Below are 16,733 nucleotides of genomic sequence, written 5' to 3'. Positions count from 1 at the left end.
GGAGAGAAAACCATGAGGGCGTTGAAGTACCTCGGTCCGGGAAACGTTGCATTTCGGGAAGTTCCGGTGCCCGAGCCCGGCCCCGGACAGGTCTTGCTCAAGGTGTCGGCCTGCGGCGTCTGTCACACCGACGTCGCGTTCCGGGCTGATCCGGGGCCGGCCCTGCCGGCCGGCCTGACCCTGGGGCACGAGATCGCCGGGACGGTGGCCGCCACCGGCGACGGCGTCGCCGGGCTGGCAGAAGGCATGCCCGTCGTCGTGCACACCGTTTGGTCCTGCGGCCGCTGCCGGCAGTGCGTCGCCGGGCGGCAGAACGCCTGCCTGGACACCGGCGGCCGGCAGAAGCCGGCCCACGGTCCCGGCACCAGGTACGACGGCGGCATGGCCGAATACGTCGTCGCGCCGGCCAGGTCGCTGATCCCCGCACTGGGGCTGGATCCCGCGGCCGCTGCGGTGCTGCCCGATGCCGCCCTTGTTCCCTACCATTCGATCCGGGACGCCCTCGGCCTGCTCACGCCCGGCTCGGCGGCGCTGGTCATCGGGGTCGGCGGGCTGGGCCAGTTCGCCGTCTCCATCCTGCACGCCATCAGCCCTGCGCGCATCATCGCCGTCGACGTGCGGGAGGCGGCGCGGGAGACCGTGCGCGGGCAGGCCGACGTCGTCCTGGACGGTGCCGACGACGACATAGCGCGCCAGGTGCTCGACGCCGCCGGCGGTTACGGCCCCGACTTCGTCCTCGATCTGGTCGGCACCACGAAGACCCTGCAGCTGGCCACCTCCGTGGTCGCCCCGTACGGGACCGTCCGGGTTCCCGGGCAGGGCAACGGGACCTTCCGGTTCGAGACCATCCGCACCACCACGTCGATCCCGCGCGGAGTCACCATCAACCGCCCGTACAGCGGCACCATGAAGGACCTGCAGGAAGTCGTGGCCCTGGCCCGGGAGGGACGCATTGGCATCGGCCTGCGGACCTATGCGTTCGAGGACGCGCTGAATGCCTTCGACGACCTGGCGGCCGGGCGCATCAGCGGCCGCGCCGTCGTCACCATGAACTGAGGCTGCACCGATGGGACGCACGACATTCATCCTCCTGGCCCTGGCCGCGGGCGGCCTGTTGGCCGCCCAGGCCAGGATCAATTCCTTCGTGGCCACCGACCTTGGCGACAGCATCACCGCCGCCGCCGTGGTGTTTGCCGCCGGATTCGTGACCATGGCAGCGGTCACTTTGCTCAGCCGCGGTGCACGCAGGAGCGTCCGGGCCATATGGGGCCAGCTGCGCCGGCGTGAACTCCCCCGGTACCTGCTGCTCGCCGGACCCGCCGGAATCGTCGGAGTCCTGGCCCAGACCACGACCGTCGAGATCATCGGCGTCGCCTTGTTCTCGCTCTCCTTCATCCTCGGACAGATGGTCGCCAGCACCTCGATCGATCACTTCGGCTGGTCCCTGGGCATGCGGCGGCGGCTCAATATCATCGGCGGTGTTGCCCTCGCCCTCGCCATGGCCGGTGTGGTCACCGCCTCGGTTCCCCGGCTGGATGCGGCCGGGGCCTCGGTCTGGGCCGCCTTCGCCTTCGTCTTCGCCGCGGGCATGGCGGTGTCGACCCACATGGCCTTCAACGGCAGGATTACCGCAGCCGTCGGACGCCCGGAACCGGCCGCGCTCGCCACCTACATTTTCGGCACGGCGGCGGTGGCGCTGGTCATCGCAGCCCTGGCGGCCGGCGGCCTGGGCAGGCTGGACACCTTGGCCAACGTCAAGGCGTGGTATCTCGCCCTGGGCATTGTCGGTCCCGTGGTGGTCCTGATCGGGGCCGTCATCGTGCGCCGCGTCGGCGTCCTGCTCTTTGCCCTGGGCATCGTGACCGGCCAGCTCATCGGCTCGATCCTGCTGGATTTGTACTGGCCGGCAACCAATGCCGCGGTTTCCTGGCCCACCGTGGCCGGTGCCGCCCTGTCGCTGTGCGCCCTGGTCGTCCTGCAGCGTTGGGGCCAGCGCCAAGAGCTGCCGGTGGACGGCGACCGGAGCGGAACGGGCCGGCCCCCGTCCCCCGACTTGGAGCCCGTGCCGCAGCACCCTTCCTGAGGTTTGGCGGGCCGGTCAATCCGCCGAGAGGACAAGCGCGTCCTTCCTGCGGCGGTCGCGCCGGACCAGGGCGTGCGCTGCGCGGATAATAATGGCTGCCACCGCCAGGCCGCCGGCAGCGGCAGTCCAGGAAACCGTGTACGACGAGTGCTGGGCCAGGATGCCGAAAGCCAGCGGCCCGGCCGCGGCGCCGAGTGAGAGCCCGATCTGCAGCGAGCCGGTGGCGGTCGCCGCGGAATTGAGGCGGTCGCGCACCACTGCAAAATGAAGCAGGCCGGGCCAGGCCCAGCCTGCCCCGCTGGCCAGTGCCGCGCCGAGGATGATGGCCCAGGTCTTGCCGAGGCCGAGAAGGGCGAGCCCGACGGCTCCAAGGATCAGCAGGCAGCAGATGAGCGCGTAGGGGCTCCAGTGCCGGCGACTGTCCATCAGGGCCCCCAGTCCCACCCGCGAGGACAGGCCTATGACGGCAGCCGCGGAAAACAGGAAACCGGCAGCCGCCGGTTCAATCCCGGAGTCCACCGCGGAATCGACCAGGAAGATTCCGAGCGTGGTCGCGGCGGCGGCCGCGATCCCGCCGCCGGCCGACAGCAGGAACAGTGCATAGCGCGGTATCCCGGGATCCGTCCGCGGCCGCTCGCCGTCCTGCAGCGCGGCCGGGATCGGGCTTCGGGCCAAGACAGCCCACAGGGACACGGCGCAGGCCAGGACTGCGGCGGCGGCGAACGCCCACCGCCAGCCGAAGAGCAATGCAACGCCTGGAACGGCTAATCCGCCGAGTAGGGTGGCCGTGGGGATAGAGGCCTGCTTAATTCCGAAGGCAAGGGCCAGCCGTCCCGGATCGACCGCCTGCGAGATGCCGAGGTTCGTTGACGGCTGGCCAAGCGCGTTGCCGATTCCTGCCAGGGAGAGCCAAACGGCCAGCCAGGCAAAGTTCGGCGCCAAGGCGATGCCCAGCAGTGCAACCGCGGAGGTTGCGGCCGCCGCAATCGTGCCGCGGCGGGACCCGACGCGCTGGATGACTATGCCCGACGGCTTGGCCATCAGGGCCCCGACGCCGAACATGATCGCCGCGGCGGCTCCGATCCCCGCCGGTCCGAGCTGTACGTCGTCCCTGATCTGCACGGCGAGGGATCCGATCAGAAAAGTGGGCGAGACCGTGACTGTCGTCAGCGCCACCGCCTTCATGATGGCCCACGGGCCGGCCTGTCGTCCTGGCGCTGCCGCCGTCTCCACCCGTCCTCCCCAAGCCCAGCCCTTAAACATGATTGGTTATACCAATCTATTCCAGAAGGTAGCCTCGTTCCACTGCTGACTGACAGCCTCCGAAGGGTTCTTGAGAAAAAACCTTGACAAGGCAACCCTAAATCTATTGAATGTGAGAAAGGTCATACCAATCGCAATACTCCGGCTCCCTCCCTCAAGGAGCCGCGTCGCGCACAGGATTTAGAAGCCGGGGCGGCACTGCCCCAAGAGAGTCAGCAGCGGGGACCCGACTAACCGGCCCGCCTCCACCAAGGGAGTACCACGTGAGTACTGCACTATCGACCGAAGGCAAGACTGACGCTGCCATGATCCGCAGGGTCAGGCGGGCCGGAGCCATCGGCAACTTCATCGAATATTTCGATAACGCCCTGTATGCGTACTTTGCCGTGACCATCGCGGCCCTTTTCTTCCCGAAAGTCGATCCCGTGGCCGGCCTGCTGTCGACCTTCGCCGTTTTCGGTGTCGCCTTCTTCATCCGGCCCCTCGGCGGAGTGGTCTTCGGCCATATCGGGGACCGCTGGGGCCGGAAGCTGCAGTTGGTCCTGGCACTGCTTCTCATGAGCGTTTCCACTACGGCCATCGGTCTGCTGCCCACCTACGACTCCGTCGGCCTCCTGGCCCCGGCCCTGCTGATGGCCTGCCGGCTGCTGCAGGGCTTCTCGGTCGGCGGCGAGTCCACCGGAGCCTTCGTGCTCGTCGTTGAGCACTCCCCGGTCGGAACCCGTGGACGAAACACCGCACCGTTGATCGTTTTCACGATCGCCGGCGCCGCCTGCGCCGCGCTCCTAGCCATGTTCATCACGACCTCACTCAGCCCGGACCAACTGCTCGCCTGGGGTTGGCGTCTGCCCTTCTTCGCCGCCGTCCCGCTGGGCCTTGTCGGCCTCTGGCTGCGGGTGAGCATCGATGATTCCGCTGCGTTCAAGGAGGCCGCCAAAACCTCCGGTGCCGCGGACAAGCGTGCCGCCGGCAAGCATGAGGCACCGCTCCTGCGCGCCATCCGCACCGTACCCAAGGAAATGTTCATCCTCTTCAGCTGGGTGGCCATGCAGGCCGTGGCGGGCTATCTGATCATCGGCTACATGGTTTCGCATCTGGTGCAGTTCGAGGGATACACCATGACCACCGCACTGCTCATCCTCGTCGGCGCGCTCACGATCGTCATGTTCACGGTGACAGGCATGGGACGGTTGGCGGACAAGATCAGCCGCAAGAAATTCGCCATGGTGATCTCGGTTGCCCTCCTGGTCTGGACCTTTCCGGCCTTCTTCCTGCTCGAACTCGGCCCGGTGGCTGCCGTCATCGCCCTGGCCATTCACGCCACCTTCATGTACTCGTCAATGCTGGCAGCCGGCATGGCCATCGTCGAACTTTTCCCCGTCGATGTGCGGTCCAGCGCGAGCGGCCTGGCGTACTCTGCCGCTTTCTCGGTCTTTGGCGGAACGATTCCGTTCATTGCCACCTGGTTCGCGGCTAACTTCGGTCCGGTCGCGCCGGCATACTACGTGGTCGTCTTTGCCGCGATTGGGGTCTTCGTGGCCTGGCTCGGCCTGCCGAACGCCCGGGAAATGGCCGTCACCACCGAGCAGGTGCAGGCGCTCCGGCAGAACGCCGGTCCCGAACGGGAGACCGTCAGCGCCTTCGACTGATCCGCAGCAGGGTTCCGCCCGCAGTGCTGTCCGGCCACGCGCCGGACAGCACTGCGGCGCGTCCTGCAAGGTGCGGCTTGGCGGGGCCATCGCCGCCGGGAGGCTAAGATGTCCACCATGTCGGCAGCCTCCCACCCAGTTCATCCAGGAGCAACGTCTGTGTCCCATGATCCCGAAGCCCCGCGCAGGTCGGTCATCGGGCGGGTTGCACGGATCCTCTCCGCCTTCGACCGGCAGCGGCGCTCGATGCCGCTGACTGTGCTGGCCCAGCGCGCCGGCCTGCCCGTGCCGACCACCTACCGGCTGGTAACCGAACTGATCCAGCACGGACTGTTGGAGCGCGGCCCGGACAAGGAAATCAAGATCGGGCTGCGACTGTGGGAGCTATCGACCCGCGGTAGCGACACCCTTTCGGTGCGCGACACGGCATTGCCGTATCTGGAGGATCTGCACGAGCACCTGGGACAACTGGTGACCCTCTCGGTACTGGACCACGGAACCGTACTGTACCTGGAGCGCCTGGCCCCGGAGGATTTCACGCTCGACCGCGCGCTCGTGGCGCAACGGCACCCGCTTCACGCAGCGTCCTCGGGCATGGTCCTGCTGGCCTACTCGCCGCCAGAGTTCCAAGACGAATTCCTGCAGAAGCCGCTGGCCCAGTACACCGAAAGGACAGTTACCGACCCCAAAATCCTGCGCCGGATGCTCGCCGACATCCGGCAGCGCCGCTACTCAATAGTTCCCGGGATCGGGACCGCCGGCTGGACCGGCATGGCCGTGCCGGTCTTCGGGACTAAGAACGCCGTGGTGGCCGCCCTCAGCGCCGTCTACCCACAGGGCCGGGAAAACCCCGCTGCCGCCATTCCGGCCCTGCAGTCAGCCGCGTTCGGCATTTCTATGGCCCTCGGCGCCACGCCGCCAGCACGGCGCTGACCTGCGCCAGAATCAGCGGCATCCTACGGATGTGCAGTCAGAGGAACGGCCGGGGGAATTCACAAATTCCCCCGGCCGTTCTTCTGACTGGGACTATGCCTTACGGGCCTCTACCCTGACGTTCAGACTTTCGACGCCGTTGGTCAGGCTGTTGCCCTTCAATAGCACCGCGTCCTTGCCCAGGTCGAAGTCGACGGACTCCATCCGCTCGGCGAGCAGCCGGAACATGGTCTTGCTCTCGAGCCGGGCCAGGGGAGCGCCGAGGCATGCATGGACGCCGTGCCCAAATCCGAAGTGTCCTTCGGCGTCGCGGTCCAGATCGAACTTGTCCGCGTTCTCACCCCAGTGCTCCGCGTCGCGGTTGGCCGAGGCCAGCAGTAGACGCACGATGGAGCCGGCCGGGATTTTGACGCCGGCGATCTCGACGTCTTCCGCGAGACGCCGCGGAGCCTTGTGCACGGGCCCACGGAAGCGGACCAGTTCCTCCACGAACGCCTCGGCATCCTCGGGACGCTCATTCAGCCGGTCCAAGGTCTCCGGGTAGTCCTTGAATACCAGGAATGCATTGGCCATCAAGCGCGTCGTGGTGTCGAATCCGGCGATAAAGACGAACACGCACAGTTCAATCGCCTCCTGGCGGGTGAGCACGCCTTCGTCCTTCCATGCGCGGGCGATATGACCGGCCACGGACTCGCTCTTCTCCTCGTAGAGCCGGTCCAGGATGCCCCCCAGATAATTGAATAGCTGCTGCGCATTCTCCTCGTCTCCTGGCAGGCCGGGCGCCATGCGGGAAACCCGGGCAAACCAGGCCCAAACGGATTCGGTCCACATATCGAATTCCGCAACGTCCTTGTAGGGCACGCCCAGAATACCGCTGATGGTGGCCATGGTCAGCGGGCGGGTCAGTTCGCTGGTGACTTCGCCTCCTCCCTTGGCTACGAAGTTCTTCACGAGCTCGGAGGCAACGTCCTGGACGCGGTCCGCCACCTGATTGATGGCCTTGGGGATGAACGCAGCGGCAACTACCTTGCGGATCTTCATGTGGGCCGCCCCGTCAAGCAGGGTCGGGAAGGCGAACGGGGTTTCGTCGTTGACCTGGCTGCGGTAGATCTTCGGAGTACGCATGCCCTTCCGAACATCTGCATACCGGGAAACGAAGTAGACATCCGACTCAGGGTGGTACACGCGAAGGACCGGGTGGTGCTTGCGCATCCATGCGAAATGCGCGTAGGGCTCAGCTTGGAGGCCGGTTTCATCAATAACGGTCCACGGCTCCAGCCCTTCCGGCCACTTCAGCTCATGAGAGTAGGGGATCTGCTGCGTCTTCTCCTCGGAGATGATTGACATCTTCGTCCTTTCACGGATGTGGGGGCGCTAGGCTGCTCACCGTCCCGTAGCCGCCCTCGCTAATCGATTGGTCGTCGACGTCGTCGCGGTTCCCCGCTCCGTCCGCCTGCCATCATCAGCTTGCCACTGGTGACCGGGCACACAGCCGCGCTTTTCGCTCATCGAAATCATCTACTCCCGGCGGCAGCAGGGGAACCCATCACTTCGGGCGAGCCTTGGCCCCCAGCGTCATGGAAAAGGCGAATGCCGCCGCCTGCAAGGCAGGATCGCCGTCGTCGACTGCCGCCAACGACAGGTGCACACCGCACTCAGCGTGGTACTCCTACCCGACTAACCGGATCGGCCTCATGTGACTCGTCGACTTCGCCGGTGCCCTCACAGCCCTGCGGGTAGGTCGCCTCTACGACCACGAATTCTCCGTTCCTACCCAGCGCCGCCGATAAAGTGCTGACGATGGACGCCTGCCATCAGTCGCTGCGAGTTACGGGCCAGCCCGCTCCAGGGAAAGTGTGTTTTCACTCAGCGAAAAACGTGATTACGGTCACGAAGCTTACAACTAATATTCCCATTGGTTAGACCAATATGGAACCGGTAGGCATTGGGATTGGTCCAGTCAACACCCGATTCTCCAGTTGCTAGTTCAGTTACCGATCCTCATAGGAGTGAGTATGAGCAAGACGACGACGGTGTCGCCTCGACGTGCCGCGGCGGCAGGATTCTTCGGAGGGGTCATCGAGTTTTATGACTTCTTCATCTACGGCACGGCCTCCGCCGTCGTGCTCAACGCATTGTTTTTTACTGATCTATCGCCCGCAATCGGCACCCTGGCCGCTTTCGCCACCCTCGCCGTCGGGTACATCGTTCGGCCCTTGGGTGCCATCGTCTTCGGCCATGTAGGCGACAGGTACGGGCGCAGGACGGCACTGATGGGTACCCTGATCACGATGGGTTTCGCTACGGTCCTGATTGGAGTCCTTCCCACCACCGCGATACTAGGCGACTGGGCAGCCGTGCTGCTCGTCCTCCTACGACTTGTCCAGGGTTTGGGCCTCGGCGGCGAAATGGGCAACGCCGCGACACTCTCGATGGAGAGCTCGCCGCGAAGTAGGCGGGGCTTCTATAGTTCCTTCACCTACTCCGGGGGCTTCGCCGGCATGGTGCTGGCAACGGGCGTCTTTGCGCTTGTATCGCTGCTCCCACGGGAGGATTTCATGGCCTGGGGCTGGCGCCTGCCTTTCCTCTTCAGCGGTGTGCTGCTGGTCATCACCTTCATCGTCCGCCGCCACATCCCCGAGCCGCCGGCCTCCGAGCGACTTCGTGCGGAAGGCAAGACCGAAAGGTTCCCTGTCCTGCAGGTAGCCCGCAAACACAAAAAGGACGTCCTGCTGGCGACCATCATCGCCACCGGCCCCAATACGGTCTACTACACCGTCAGCGTCTTCGGCCTGTCCTTCGCCGTTGCCACCTACGGAGTCGCCCAGACAACGATGCTAGCCCTGGTCTCGCTGTCATCAGCAGTGCTGGCCTTCTCCGTCCCGCTGTGGGGCGGGCTCTCCGACCGCGTCGGCCGACGCAGGTTAATCATCATCGGACTCATTGCCGAAGCCGTCTTTATCTTCGTCTACTTCGTACTGCTGGGTACTGCCGAACCGATGCTGATCCTTCTCGGCATGGCCCTGGTTCTCGTTTTCGGGCACGGCGTAGTCAACGGCATCCAGGCCGCACTGTTCACTGAGTTGTTCCCGGTTGAGGTGCGCTCTAGCGCCGTTTCCCTGGGCCAGCAACTGGGTGGCGCGATCAGCGGCTTCGGTCCGCTGGTGGCCTCGGCAATCATCGTCGCCAATCCAAAAGGATGGTACTTGGTGGCCCTTTATGCCGGCGGGCTCTGCCTGCTCGGGGCCGTGGCTGCTGCCTTTACCGTGGCTCGGTGGGGTCATCAGGGAGTTGCGGACCCCGAGGACCTCGTCAGGACCGACCCGGGGCACGCCGAGGACGAGGCCGTCGTGTCCGTTCGCTAGTCCAGCCTGCACTACAAGGCCGGGTCCTCGCCGAGGCGGGGATCCGGCCCTTTCTTCATTGGGGCATCCGGTGAATGCTACTCCTTCGGCTTTGGGCGTCTGGACTAGGGGGAGCTTGTGATTCACACCCCGACTGCACCAAGGGTGGCCAGAAATTTGCTGGATTTCCGATAAGCTCAGGCACTGTCGGTCATGACGCGTCGGAACGGTGCGCCGTTGGCGGCCATGAACGCGGCGGTGCGCCCGTCTTGGGCGGGGTCGGCACGCCAGCTGCCGCCGTCGCGATACTGCCGGGTTTCTTTACGTTCACGGCAGCAGGTCCCGGGCAGCGTGTTTGTAACGGGGCCCCTGGCTGCCCGGCCCTGATCCGCTCCCCTGTGACCGGGTCGAGTTCCCAGAGTTTCGGGACGCGGCACGGGTTAGATTCCTGGACACCGTCCGCGGATTTACGCCTGTGCGGGCGCCCAGAACTGCCGGTCCTTCCCGATGCTTTCCCACTGATCCAGCACGTCCCTGACCACATCCGGGCAAGTGGCGCCCGGGCGTGGCCCGTCGAGCGGTCCTCCAGTCCTTGCCAGCCGTGGTCGAGGTACCGCCGGTGCCTGCGGTGGGCACAAGCCAAGAAATGCCCATTTTTCTGCATCCTGGCAACTCCAAGACCGGCGCACACCACGCTGGTTTTGGAGGTATCTCGGTGACCTGTCGCTGTGCCCGGTACGGAGGCGGACGGGCCCAGACAAAGCTGCTACCGCTGATGGCACGACATTGAGATTCTCATCAAACGCGCCGGCCCCGTATTTGAAAAAAGCAAGCGCCATCAAATATGTCCTGCTGAGAGCACCCGTGGGAGGTCGGTGCGCTTTTGTCCCCACAGAGTTTTGCGGAAGACGTGAAGAGCCCCAAATCGGCGCGACTTAAAGCAAAGCGGAGCCGCACCCGGACAGCTCCGGGCGGCTCCGCCTTGCTTCATGCATCCGTTTGATCGGCACCTCTCAGAGTTGCAGCGCGATGAACTTCGTCTCTAGGAACTCGTCCAGGCCCTCGTGAGAGCCCTCGCGGCCCAAGCCGGACTTCTTGACCCCGCCGAACGGTGCAGCGGCATACGCAACGGTGCCCCGGTTCAACCCGACGTTGCCGGCTTCCAGCGCCTCCGAAACGCGGATCGCCCGGCGCAGGTCCTCGGTGAAGAGGTAAGACACCAGGCCGTAGTGGGTGTCGTTGGCCTTGGCCACGACCTCGGCCTCCGTTTCGAAGGAGATCAGCGGCGCCACGGGGCCGAAGATTTCTTCACGGTTCAGTTCTGCGTCTTCAGGCACGTCACGCAGCACGGTGGGCTGGTAAAAGTAGCCTGTCCGGTCTAGACGTTCCCCACCGATTACAAGCTTGGCCCCCTTGGAGACCGCGTCCTGCACCATCGCCTCGACCGAAGCCAACTGCTTGGCGTTGATGAGCGGCCCGAGGTTGACGCCGTCGTCCTGGCCGCGTCCTTGGACGAAGGAGGACATCCGTTCCACCAGCATGTCCTGGAACTTGTCGATGATCGAAGAATGGACGTAGATCCGGTTGGCCGAGGTGCAGGTCTGGCCGGTGTTCCACATTTTGTTCATGATCAGCGAGTCAATGGCCACTTGCAGGTCCGCGTCCTCGAACACGATGAACGGAGCGTTGCCTCCGAGCTCCATCGACGAGCTGAGAACTTGCTCGGCGGCCTGTTCCAGCAGCTTGACACCGACTGGAGTGGAGCCGGTGAAGGATAGTTTGCGGGCGTCCCCCGACCGGATCAGCGGTTCCATGACGCCGTTGGAGTCGCTGGTGGTCACCACGTTAATCACGCCGTCCGGCAGGCCCGCTTCCTGGAAGGCACGGGCGAAGGCCAAGAGGATCAGCGGGGTTTCCTTGGCCGGCTTGACCACGACGGTGCAGCCGGCTGCAATTGCCGGTGCCAGCTTGCGGGCAGCCTGTGAGAACGGGAAGTTCCATGGCGTGATCAGGATGGACGGGCCAATGGGCTGCTTCACCACGATCATCCTGCCGCCGCTGACCGGATTCATCTGGTAGTTGCCTTCGGTCCGTACGGCTTCCTCGGCGAAGTGCTCGAGGAAGTCGATACCGCTGTTGATCTCGGCTCGGCCCTCCGCCAGCGGCTTGCCCGCCTCCATGGAGAGGATGCGGATGTTCGTCTCCATGTCCCTGCGGAGGATCTCTACGACGCGCCGGAGGATGTCGGCCCGGAAGCGCGGTGTCGTGGCGGCGAAAGCCGCCTGGGCTGCAACCGCTGCGTCAAGGGCCCGGCGGCCATCCTCGACGGAAGCATCGGCGACCTGGGCGAATGCCTCTTCCGTCGCCGGATCGAAGACGTCGAACACCTTGCCGCGCGTTGCCGGCACCCACTGGCCGCCGATGAAGAGTTCGCGCTTTGCGGATTCGATGATGGCAGCTTCTTCCAGTGCCGGGGCCTGGCGGTCAATCTCGATTGTCATGTGACCGGTTCTCCTTCTGGGATGAACGTTGAAAGGGTTGGGGTAGCGTCCTAGTCGAGCCCGTGCAGGCCCTTGACGGTGAAGGCGTAGTCGACCTGCAGGTCCTGGCCGCTGACATAGCTTGCCAGGCCGCTGTTGAGGAAGATCAGCGCCCGTGCCTGGTCATCCGGAGTGGATGCGGCTCCGACATTGGAGACATGGGAGCCGCGGAGGCCATTGGCGTTCTTGCTGAAGTCCTCGGCCATCGGTGTGTCGGTGGCCGCCGGAGAAATCGAGTTCAGGCGGATGTGTTCCCCCGACAAGGAGAACGCTCGGTGTTTCATCCACACGATCAGCGCTTCCTTCGACATCATGTAGGCGAAGTTCAGCCCGGTGAAGTTGGCTTCCAGTTCGTCTCGGTGCTCCTGATACCACTGCTGGCCTGCTTCGAATCCGTCGGTCTTGGCGAAGTCCAGGTGCAGGTCCTGGCGCTGCTGCCACCGCATGCCTCCGGTGGAAGCGATGACGGCGGCCGACCCGCCCTCGGGGAGTCGCGGGAGCAGTCCCTCCACAAAGTACCGGGTGCCGATGTAGTTGATGGTTAGGACGTCGAGCTCCGAGAAGGTACGGCCTCCGTAGATCGTTCCGGCAATGCCCGCGCAGCTGAAAACATGGTCGACCTTCTCCGGCAGCTCGGCCAGGGCGGCGTCGATGGAGGCCTTGTCACCCAGGTTGATTCGGACGTACTTCTCGACCGGAATCGACGGCTCGTTGATGTCCAGGGCGTAGACGCGCGCACCGAGGTCGGTCAGCAGCGCGGCAGTGGACTTGCCCATTCCGGAGGCAGCACCGGTGACGACGCAGACTTTGCCTTCGTAGTTCAAAATATCGCTCATTATTCGTTCCTCACGATTCGTGTGGGACAGCCGCGGACAGCGCGGGTCCCAATAATTGCTTCAGACGTTGGTGGCTGCCGGCGCGGCCTCGTAGGCAGCATCGCGGTTCTGGTACGCGGCCTTGGTTCCGTTGTCCCGGCGCTCGCGGAAGAAGTTGTATTCGTCCTTCTCGAAGGACAGGAGCGTGCCGAGGGTATGCCCCGCGATGCCGCGCATGAACTGCTGGGTGCCGCCCAGCGAATCGATGGCCATGTTGTGCACGGCCTTGCCGGTGACCAGCGCGTCCTTGGGATTCCGCGCGATGCGCTCCGCCCACTTCTCCGTGGTTTCTTCCAGCTCATCTAGCGGAACCGAAGCGTTGGCAAGGCCGATGCGGACGGCGTCCCGTCCATCGAACTGCGAACCAAGCAGCAGCATCTCACGGACTTTCTTCGGCCCGTAGGTGAGAATCTGCATATTAAGGTGCCAGGTATTTCCCGCGAATCCGAGCCGCTGCTCAGCGTGGCTGAAGCGTGCTTCATCGGCGCAGATCACCAGGTCCACAAGCTCGGTCAAATACATTCCGAAACCGACTGCAGCTCCCTGCACTTGCGCGATCACCGGCTTGAGCGCGTACTGGAACGCCATGTACTCGTCGGCGAGGCGGCGGTCGATGATTAGCCGGTCGCGGACGCTCATCTTGTGAGGGCGGCCGTCGGGGCCCTTCTTGTCCAGGCCGTAGGACCTGACGACGTCGTCGAAATCGTGTCCGGCGCAGAAGGACTTGCCGTTACCCTTGAGGATGATGACCTTGATGCTGTCATCCTCCTCGAGCTCGCGCAGGCAGCGGACGAGGTACTGCGCGTCGTCGAAGGTCAGCGCATTGCTCTTCTCCGCCCGGTTGAATACCAGTCGGCCGATGGGTCCGCTGCGTTCGATGAGCACGGGTGCTTCGGCGGTGGTCATGAAACCTCCAGGGGTGTGGGTTGGGATTCGTTGCCGGGCAGGCGTACCGGCAGGTTGTTGACCACGTCGGCGAGGGAGCCGGCGGGCCGGACCACGGCCCGGCGTTCCGGTGTGGCCCATGGCCGTCCGGGCACACGCAGCGACCGGCCGTCCTCAGTGACCAGCAGGTCGAAGAAGTGCCGGTGGTCGCGAAGCTGCGTATCGGCGGCAACTTCCTCGACGGTGCGCACCGGCGCAACGGGCACGGCGAACTCCTGGGCCAAAGCCAGCAGTTCGTCGCGGGTGTGTTCGCGCAGCCAGGGGTCGATCAGCGCATCAATCTCGTCCGGGTACTCCATGGCGATGGCGTAGAGATCGGTGTAGCGCTCCTGCTTCGACCACTCGGGGTTGCCCATCATGGCCAGCAGGCTTGCCCACTCACGGTCGCTGCGGCAGATCATGGCCACGTAGCCGTCCTTGCACGGGAACAGCCCGAACGGGTAGCGCCCCCCGGAGCCGGGGGCCCGCCGGCCGTCGCGGCGCAGCGGGATCTCGTAGTAGTTGGCCACGGCGCCGTAGATCCGCACGTAGGAGGCAAGCACGTCGGCGCCGGAGACCTCCACCAGCCGGCCGGTGCCGGTTTCGGTTGCCGTGTACATGGCAGTGGCCGCAGCACCGGCGCCGTGCAGGCCCAGCTGCAGCGATCCCATGCCGTACGGCAGGGCAAGCGGCTCGCGGTCCGGATGCCCGACCATGTGCATGAGTCCGCTGAGGGCCTGCATGGTCAGCTCACCGGCGTCCTCCTGGCCGGGCACTTCCCAACCGACGGCGGACAGTGCCACGTAGGCCAGGCGCGGGAACCGGGCGTGCAGGCTCGCCCAGTCCAGGCCGCGGGCGGCCAGTTCGGCGGCGGGCAGGTCGGTGACGACGGCGTCGGCGTGCGCAATGAGCTCGTCGACCAGGACGGCGTCGTCTTCGGGCCGCCACGTGACGACGTCCTTGCCGGCGTCCATGTACAGGCGCGCGGCCTCCGGCAGCTCCTCCGCCCGGCGGCCGCCCTGGAGGACGACGACGTCGGCGCCGGTGTCGCGCAGCTGCTTGCCGGCGAAGGCCGCGGCCCGGGTCCGGCCGATTTCGACGACGAGCTTGCCGCCTAGCATTCCGTTGCTCATTTGAGCACCCCTTCACGTTCCAGTTCAGTCAGGTCGTTGGCAGGGACGTAGCGGCCCAGCACCTCGGCGTTGGACGAGCCGATCAGCGGCGCGGACGCGGCAACCCTGGGCACCACGCCCTCCAGCCGCCACGGCACGCTGGTGATCTGCAGCGCCCCGATCATGGGGTGGGGGTGCTGCACCGACTGGGTGAACCCCCGGGAGGTGAAGTGTTCGTCGGCCGCCACTTCCAAGGGTGTGAGCACCGGCGAGGCCTCGATGCCCCGCTCGCGCAGCCGTCCAAGCAGTTCACGGGTTTCCGGGCGTGCGTCCTCGTCCGCCGCGCCGGCGCCCTTGGCGGCAATCCAGGAATCCTCGTCCGCGGTGCGCTGGAGTGTCCAGCGGGTGCCGTCGGCGTCGATGTTGCCGGCCGGGCCGGGAATCCCGCCGCCGAGCTGCTGCTCGACGAAGGCCTCGCCGGCCAGGATGGCGGCGGCCTCGATCTGGGACAGGTCGATGTGCGTGCCCTGCCCGGTCGCCTGGCGGCCGGCCAGCGCGGACATGACCAGCAGGACACCGCTAAACGTGCAGTTCAGGTCGGCCAGGGCCAGGGCTGAACAGCCCATCACCTGCCCGTCCTCGTAGCCGATGAGTCCCTCGACCCCGGCGAGCGCGGTCATGACCGGGGCGTAGGAGCGCTGCGTGCGCAGCGGGCCGGTCTGCCCGTAGCCGCTGGCGGAGAGGATGATCAGGCGCGGGCAGCGCTCGCGCAGCTCGGCGATGGGCAGGTCCAGCCGGTCCAGCCAGCCCGGCACGAAGTTCTCGATGAAGACGTCGGCGTCGCCGAGCAGGTCCAGCAGCAGCTCCTTGCCGCGCTGGGTCTTCAAGTTCAGCGTGACGCTGTGCTTGCCGGCGTTGGCCTCGTGCAGCAGCTGGAACGCCTCGTGCGCGGGGAATCCCTCCGGGTCCGTGGGGCGGGGCACCCGGGCGCGGTTGACGTCCACCTTGGCCCGGGACTCGACCTTGACAACCTCGGCGCCCAGCTCGGACAGGACCCGGCCGATCAGCGGTGCGGAGACCGCCGTCGTGACCTCCACGATCTTGAGGCCGCGCAGCCAGCCGACTTCGCCGATGACCGGGTGCGCACCTAGGCCTGTCCTTTCCGGTGATGTTGTGTTAAACACGGGCACTCCTGACAGTCAGACGGGATTCGTAGGCCTCCACCAAGGAGGTGGACTCGTACACGTGGCCGGTGAGTTCGGTCGGCGCCGAGCTGGCCAGGATCAGCGCGGCTTTCGCCATGTACTCCGGCGACTCGGCATTCGGGTCGTCGGCCTTGATGACGCCGTGGAACACGATGCCTGGCGTGGGCACCAGCCCGCCCGGGCGCAGGGCGGTGACGGAGACGCCGTCGTTGTAGCCCTCAGCGGCCAGGCCGCTGGTCATCCGTTCCATAGCCGCCTTGCACATGCCGTAGACCGTGGTGGTGCCCTTGGCGTTGAAGCGTGACGGCGGCAGCGCCGGATCTTCTGCCTCGAGGGAGGTGATGTTCAGGATCCAGCCTTCGCCGCGTTCGCGCATGCCCGGCAGGACCAGTTGGCTCAGGTGCAGCGGGGCGTGGACTTGGATGTCGAACATCAGGGAGGTGCGTTTGAGGGAAATGTCGGCGGCGGGGGTGAAGTAGGTCAGGGCCGCGTTGTTCACGAGGATGTCGACCTTGCCAAAGCGTTCCTGTGCGGCGCGCACGATGTGCTCGCGGTCCTCGGGCTTGGTCAGGTCGCCCGGCACGGCCAGTCCTGCACCCCCGGCAGCCTCGACGGCGGCGACGGTCTCCTCCAGGGTTCCGTCTAGCCGGCCGGGGGCCTCTGTGGTGGACCGGGCGGTGACCACCACGGATGCGCCCTCTCGGGCAAACGCGGCGGCGATTTCCGCGCCGATGCCGCGGCTAGCCCCGGTGACCAGGGCAACCTTTCCTTCAAGCAAACCCATTGCTGTTCAACTCCTTGTCAT

Annotated in this window: 13 protein-coding genes; 5 read left to right on the top strand and 8 right to left on the bottom strand. The window is 65.7% G+C overall.

Features of this window, described 5'->3' with window-relative positions; translation table 11 throughout:
- The first annotated feature begins 12 nt into the window (after positions 1-12).
- Both AC5RW2_RS30995 and AC5RW2_RS30990 read left to right on the top strand, forming a co-directional pair.
- Entirely contained in the window at positions 13-1,056 is a 1,044-nt protein-coding gene (locus AC5RW2_RS30995) for an alcohol dehydrogenase catalytic domain-containing protein (RefSeq protein ID WP_493964456.1), read from the top strand.
- 10 nt (positions 1,057-1,066) lie between these two features.
- Entirely contained in the window at positions 1,067-2,083 is a 1,017-nt protein-coding gene (locus AC5RW2_RS30990) for a DMT family transporter (RefSeq protein WP_493964455.1), read from the top strand.
- Positions 2,084-2,098: 15 nt separating this feature from the next.
- On the opposite strand, the gene AC5RW2_RS30985 is transcribed toward AC5RW2_RS30990, so the two are convergent.
- Positions 2,099-3,259, bottom strand: coding sequence for an MFS transporter (locus tag AC5RW2_RS30985; RefSeq protein WP_494074877.1), 1,161 nt, complete (start codon positions 3,257-3,259; stop codon positions 2,099-2,101).
- A gap of 350 nt (positions 3,260-3,609) precedes the next feature.
- On the opposite strand from AC5RW2_RS30985, the gene AC5RW2_RS30980 reads away from it, so the two are divergent.
- Both AC5RW2_RS30980 and AC5RW2_RS30975 read left to right on the top strand, forming a co-directional pair.
- On the top strand, positions 3,610-4,995 hold the full coding sequence (locus AC5RW2_RS30980) for an MFS transporter (protein ID WP_493964453.1): 1,386 nt from the start codon (positions 3,610-3,612) through the stop codon (positions 4,993-4,995).
- 159 nt (positions 4,996-5,154) lie between these two features.
- Positions 5,155-5,928 carry an IclR family transcriptional regulator gene (locus AC5RW2_RS30975; RefSeq protein WP_493964452.1) on the top strand — a complete coding sequence of 258 codons (774 nt, stop codon included), beginning with the start codon at positions 5,155-5,157 and terminating at the stop codon, positions 5,926-5,928.
- 93 nt (positions 5,929-6,021) lie between these two features.
- Here AC5RW2_RS30975 and AC5RW2_RS30970 read toward each other — a convergent pair whose 3' ends face one another.
- On the bottom strand, positions 6,022-7,275 hold the full coding sequence (locus AC5RW2_RS30970) for a cytochrome P450 (protein ID WP_493964451.1): 1,254 nt from the start codon (positions 7,273-7,275) through the stop codon (positions 6,022-6,024).
- A 668-nt stretch (positions 7,276-7,943) separates the two neighbouring features.
- Here AC5RW2_RS30970 and AC5RW2_RS30965 point away from each other — a divergent pair.
- Complete coding sequence (locus AC5RW2_RS30965) at positions 7,944-9,293, top strand: MFS transporter (protein WP_493964450.1); 1,350 nt, start codon at positions 7,944-7,946, stop codon at positions 9,291-9,293.
- 992 nt (positions 9,294-10,285) lie between these two features.
- Here AC5RW2_RS30965 and AC5RW2_RS30960 read toward each other — a convergent pair.
- From AC5RW2_RS30960 to AC5RW2_RS30935, 6 genes are read right to left on the bottom strand one after another with little or no spacing between them, the layout of a single operon-like run.
- Positions 10,286-11,773, bottom strand: coding sequence for an NAD-dependent succinate-semialdehyde dehydrogenase (locus AC5RW2_RS30960; RefSeq protein WP_493964449.1), 1,488 nt, complete (start codon positions 11,771-11,773; stop codon positions 10,286-10,288).
- A 50-nt stretch (positions 11,774-11,823) separates the two neighbouring features.
- Positions 11,824-12,648 (bottom strand): SDR family oxidoreductase, encoded by an 825-nt coding sequence (locus AC5RW2_RS30955; RefSeq protein WP_493964448.1) that lies wholly within the window; start codon positions 12,646-12,648, stop codon positions 11,824-11,826.
- Between the two features lie 60 nt (positions 12,649-12,708).
- Positions 12,709-13,593: an enoyl-CoA hydratase/isomerase family protein gene (locus AC5RW2_RS30950; RefSeq protein WP_493964447.1), complete on the bottom strand. Its 885-nt coding sequence runs from the start codon at positions 13,591-13,593 to the stop codon at positions 12,709-12,711.
- On the bottom strand, positions 13,590-14,744 hold the full coding sequence (locus tag AC5RW2_RS30945) for a CoA transferase (protein ID WP_493964446.1): 1,155 nt from the start codon (positions 14,742-14,744) through the stop codon (positions 13,590-13,592). The genes AC5RW2_RS30950 and AC5RW2_RS30945 overlap by 4 nt, the downstream gene beginning before the upstream one ends.
- A complete protein-coding gene (locus AC5RW2_RS30940) occupies positions 14,741-15,907 on the bottom strand; it encodes a CoA transferase (protein WP_493964445.1) in 1,167 nt (388 codons plus the stop codon). Before AC5RW2_RS30940 ends, AC5RW2_RS30945 begins: the two co-directional genes overlap by 4 nt.
- Positions 15,900-16,712 (bottom strand): SDR family NAD(P)-dependent oxidoreductase, encoded by an 813-nt coding sequence (locus AC5RW2_RS30935; protein ID WP_493964444.1) that lies wholly within the window; start codon positions 16,710-16,712, stop codon positions 15,900-15,902. The genes AC5RW2_RS30940 and AC5RW2_RS30935 overlap by 8 nt, the downstream gene beginning before the upstream one ends.
- Positions 16,713-16,733 lie beyond the last annotated feature (21 nt).

The organism is Arthrobacter sp. B0316-1-20 (assembly GCF_059091865.1).
The sequence above is the reverse complement of the archived record's forward strand: the minus strand, read 5'-3'. Positions and strand labels throughout refer to the sequence as shown.

Bases quoted from the DNA above. Each gene is read 5' to 3' on its own strand.
- AC5RW2_RS30995 (WP_493964456.1), top strand. From the start codon at position 13: ATGAGGGCGTTGAAGTACCTCGGTCCGGGAAACGTTGCATTTCGGGAA.
- AC5RW2_RS30990 (WP_493964455.1), top strand. From the start codon at position 1,067: ATGGGACGCACGACATTCATCCTCCTGGCCCTGGCCGCGGGCGGCCTG.
- AC5RW2_RS30970 (WP_493964451.1), bottom strand. From the start codon at position 7,275: ATGTCAATCATCTCCGAGGAGAAGACGCAGCAGATCCCCTACTCTCAT.
- AC5RW2_RS30965 (WP_493964450.1), top strand. From the start codon at position 7,944: ATGAGCAAGACGACGACGGTGTCGCCTCGACGTGCCGCGGCGGCAGGA.
- AC5RW2_RS30960 (WP_493964449.1), bottom strand. From the start codon at position 11,773: ATGACAATCGAGATTGACCGCCAGGCCCCGGCACTGGAAGAAGCTGCC.
- AC5RW2_RS30955 (WP_493964448.1), bottom strand. From the start codon at position 12,648: ATGAGCGATATTTTGAACTACGAAGGCAAAGTCTGCGTCGTCACCGGT.
- AC5RW2_RS30950 (WP_493964447.1), bottom strand. From the start codon at position 13,593: ATGACCACCGCCGAAGCACCCGTGCTCATCGAACGCAGCGGACCCATC.
- AC5RW2_RS30945 (WP_493964446.1), bottom strand. From the start codon at position 14,744: ATGAGCAACGGAATGCTAGGCGGCAAGCTCGTCGTCGAAATCGGCCGG.
- AC5RW2_RS30935 (WP_493964444.1), bottom strand. From the start codon at position 16,712: ATGGGTTTGCTTGAAGGAAAGGTTGCCCTGGTCACCGGGGCTAGCCGC.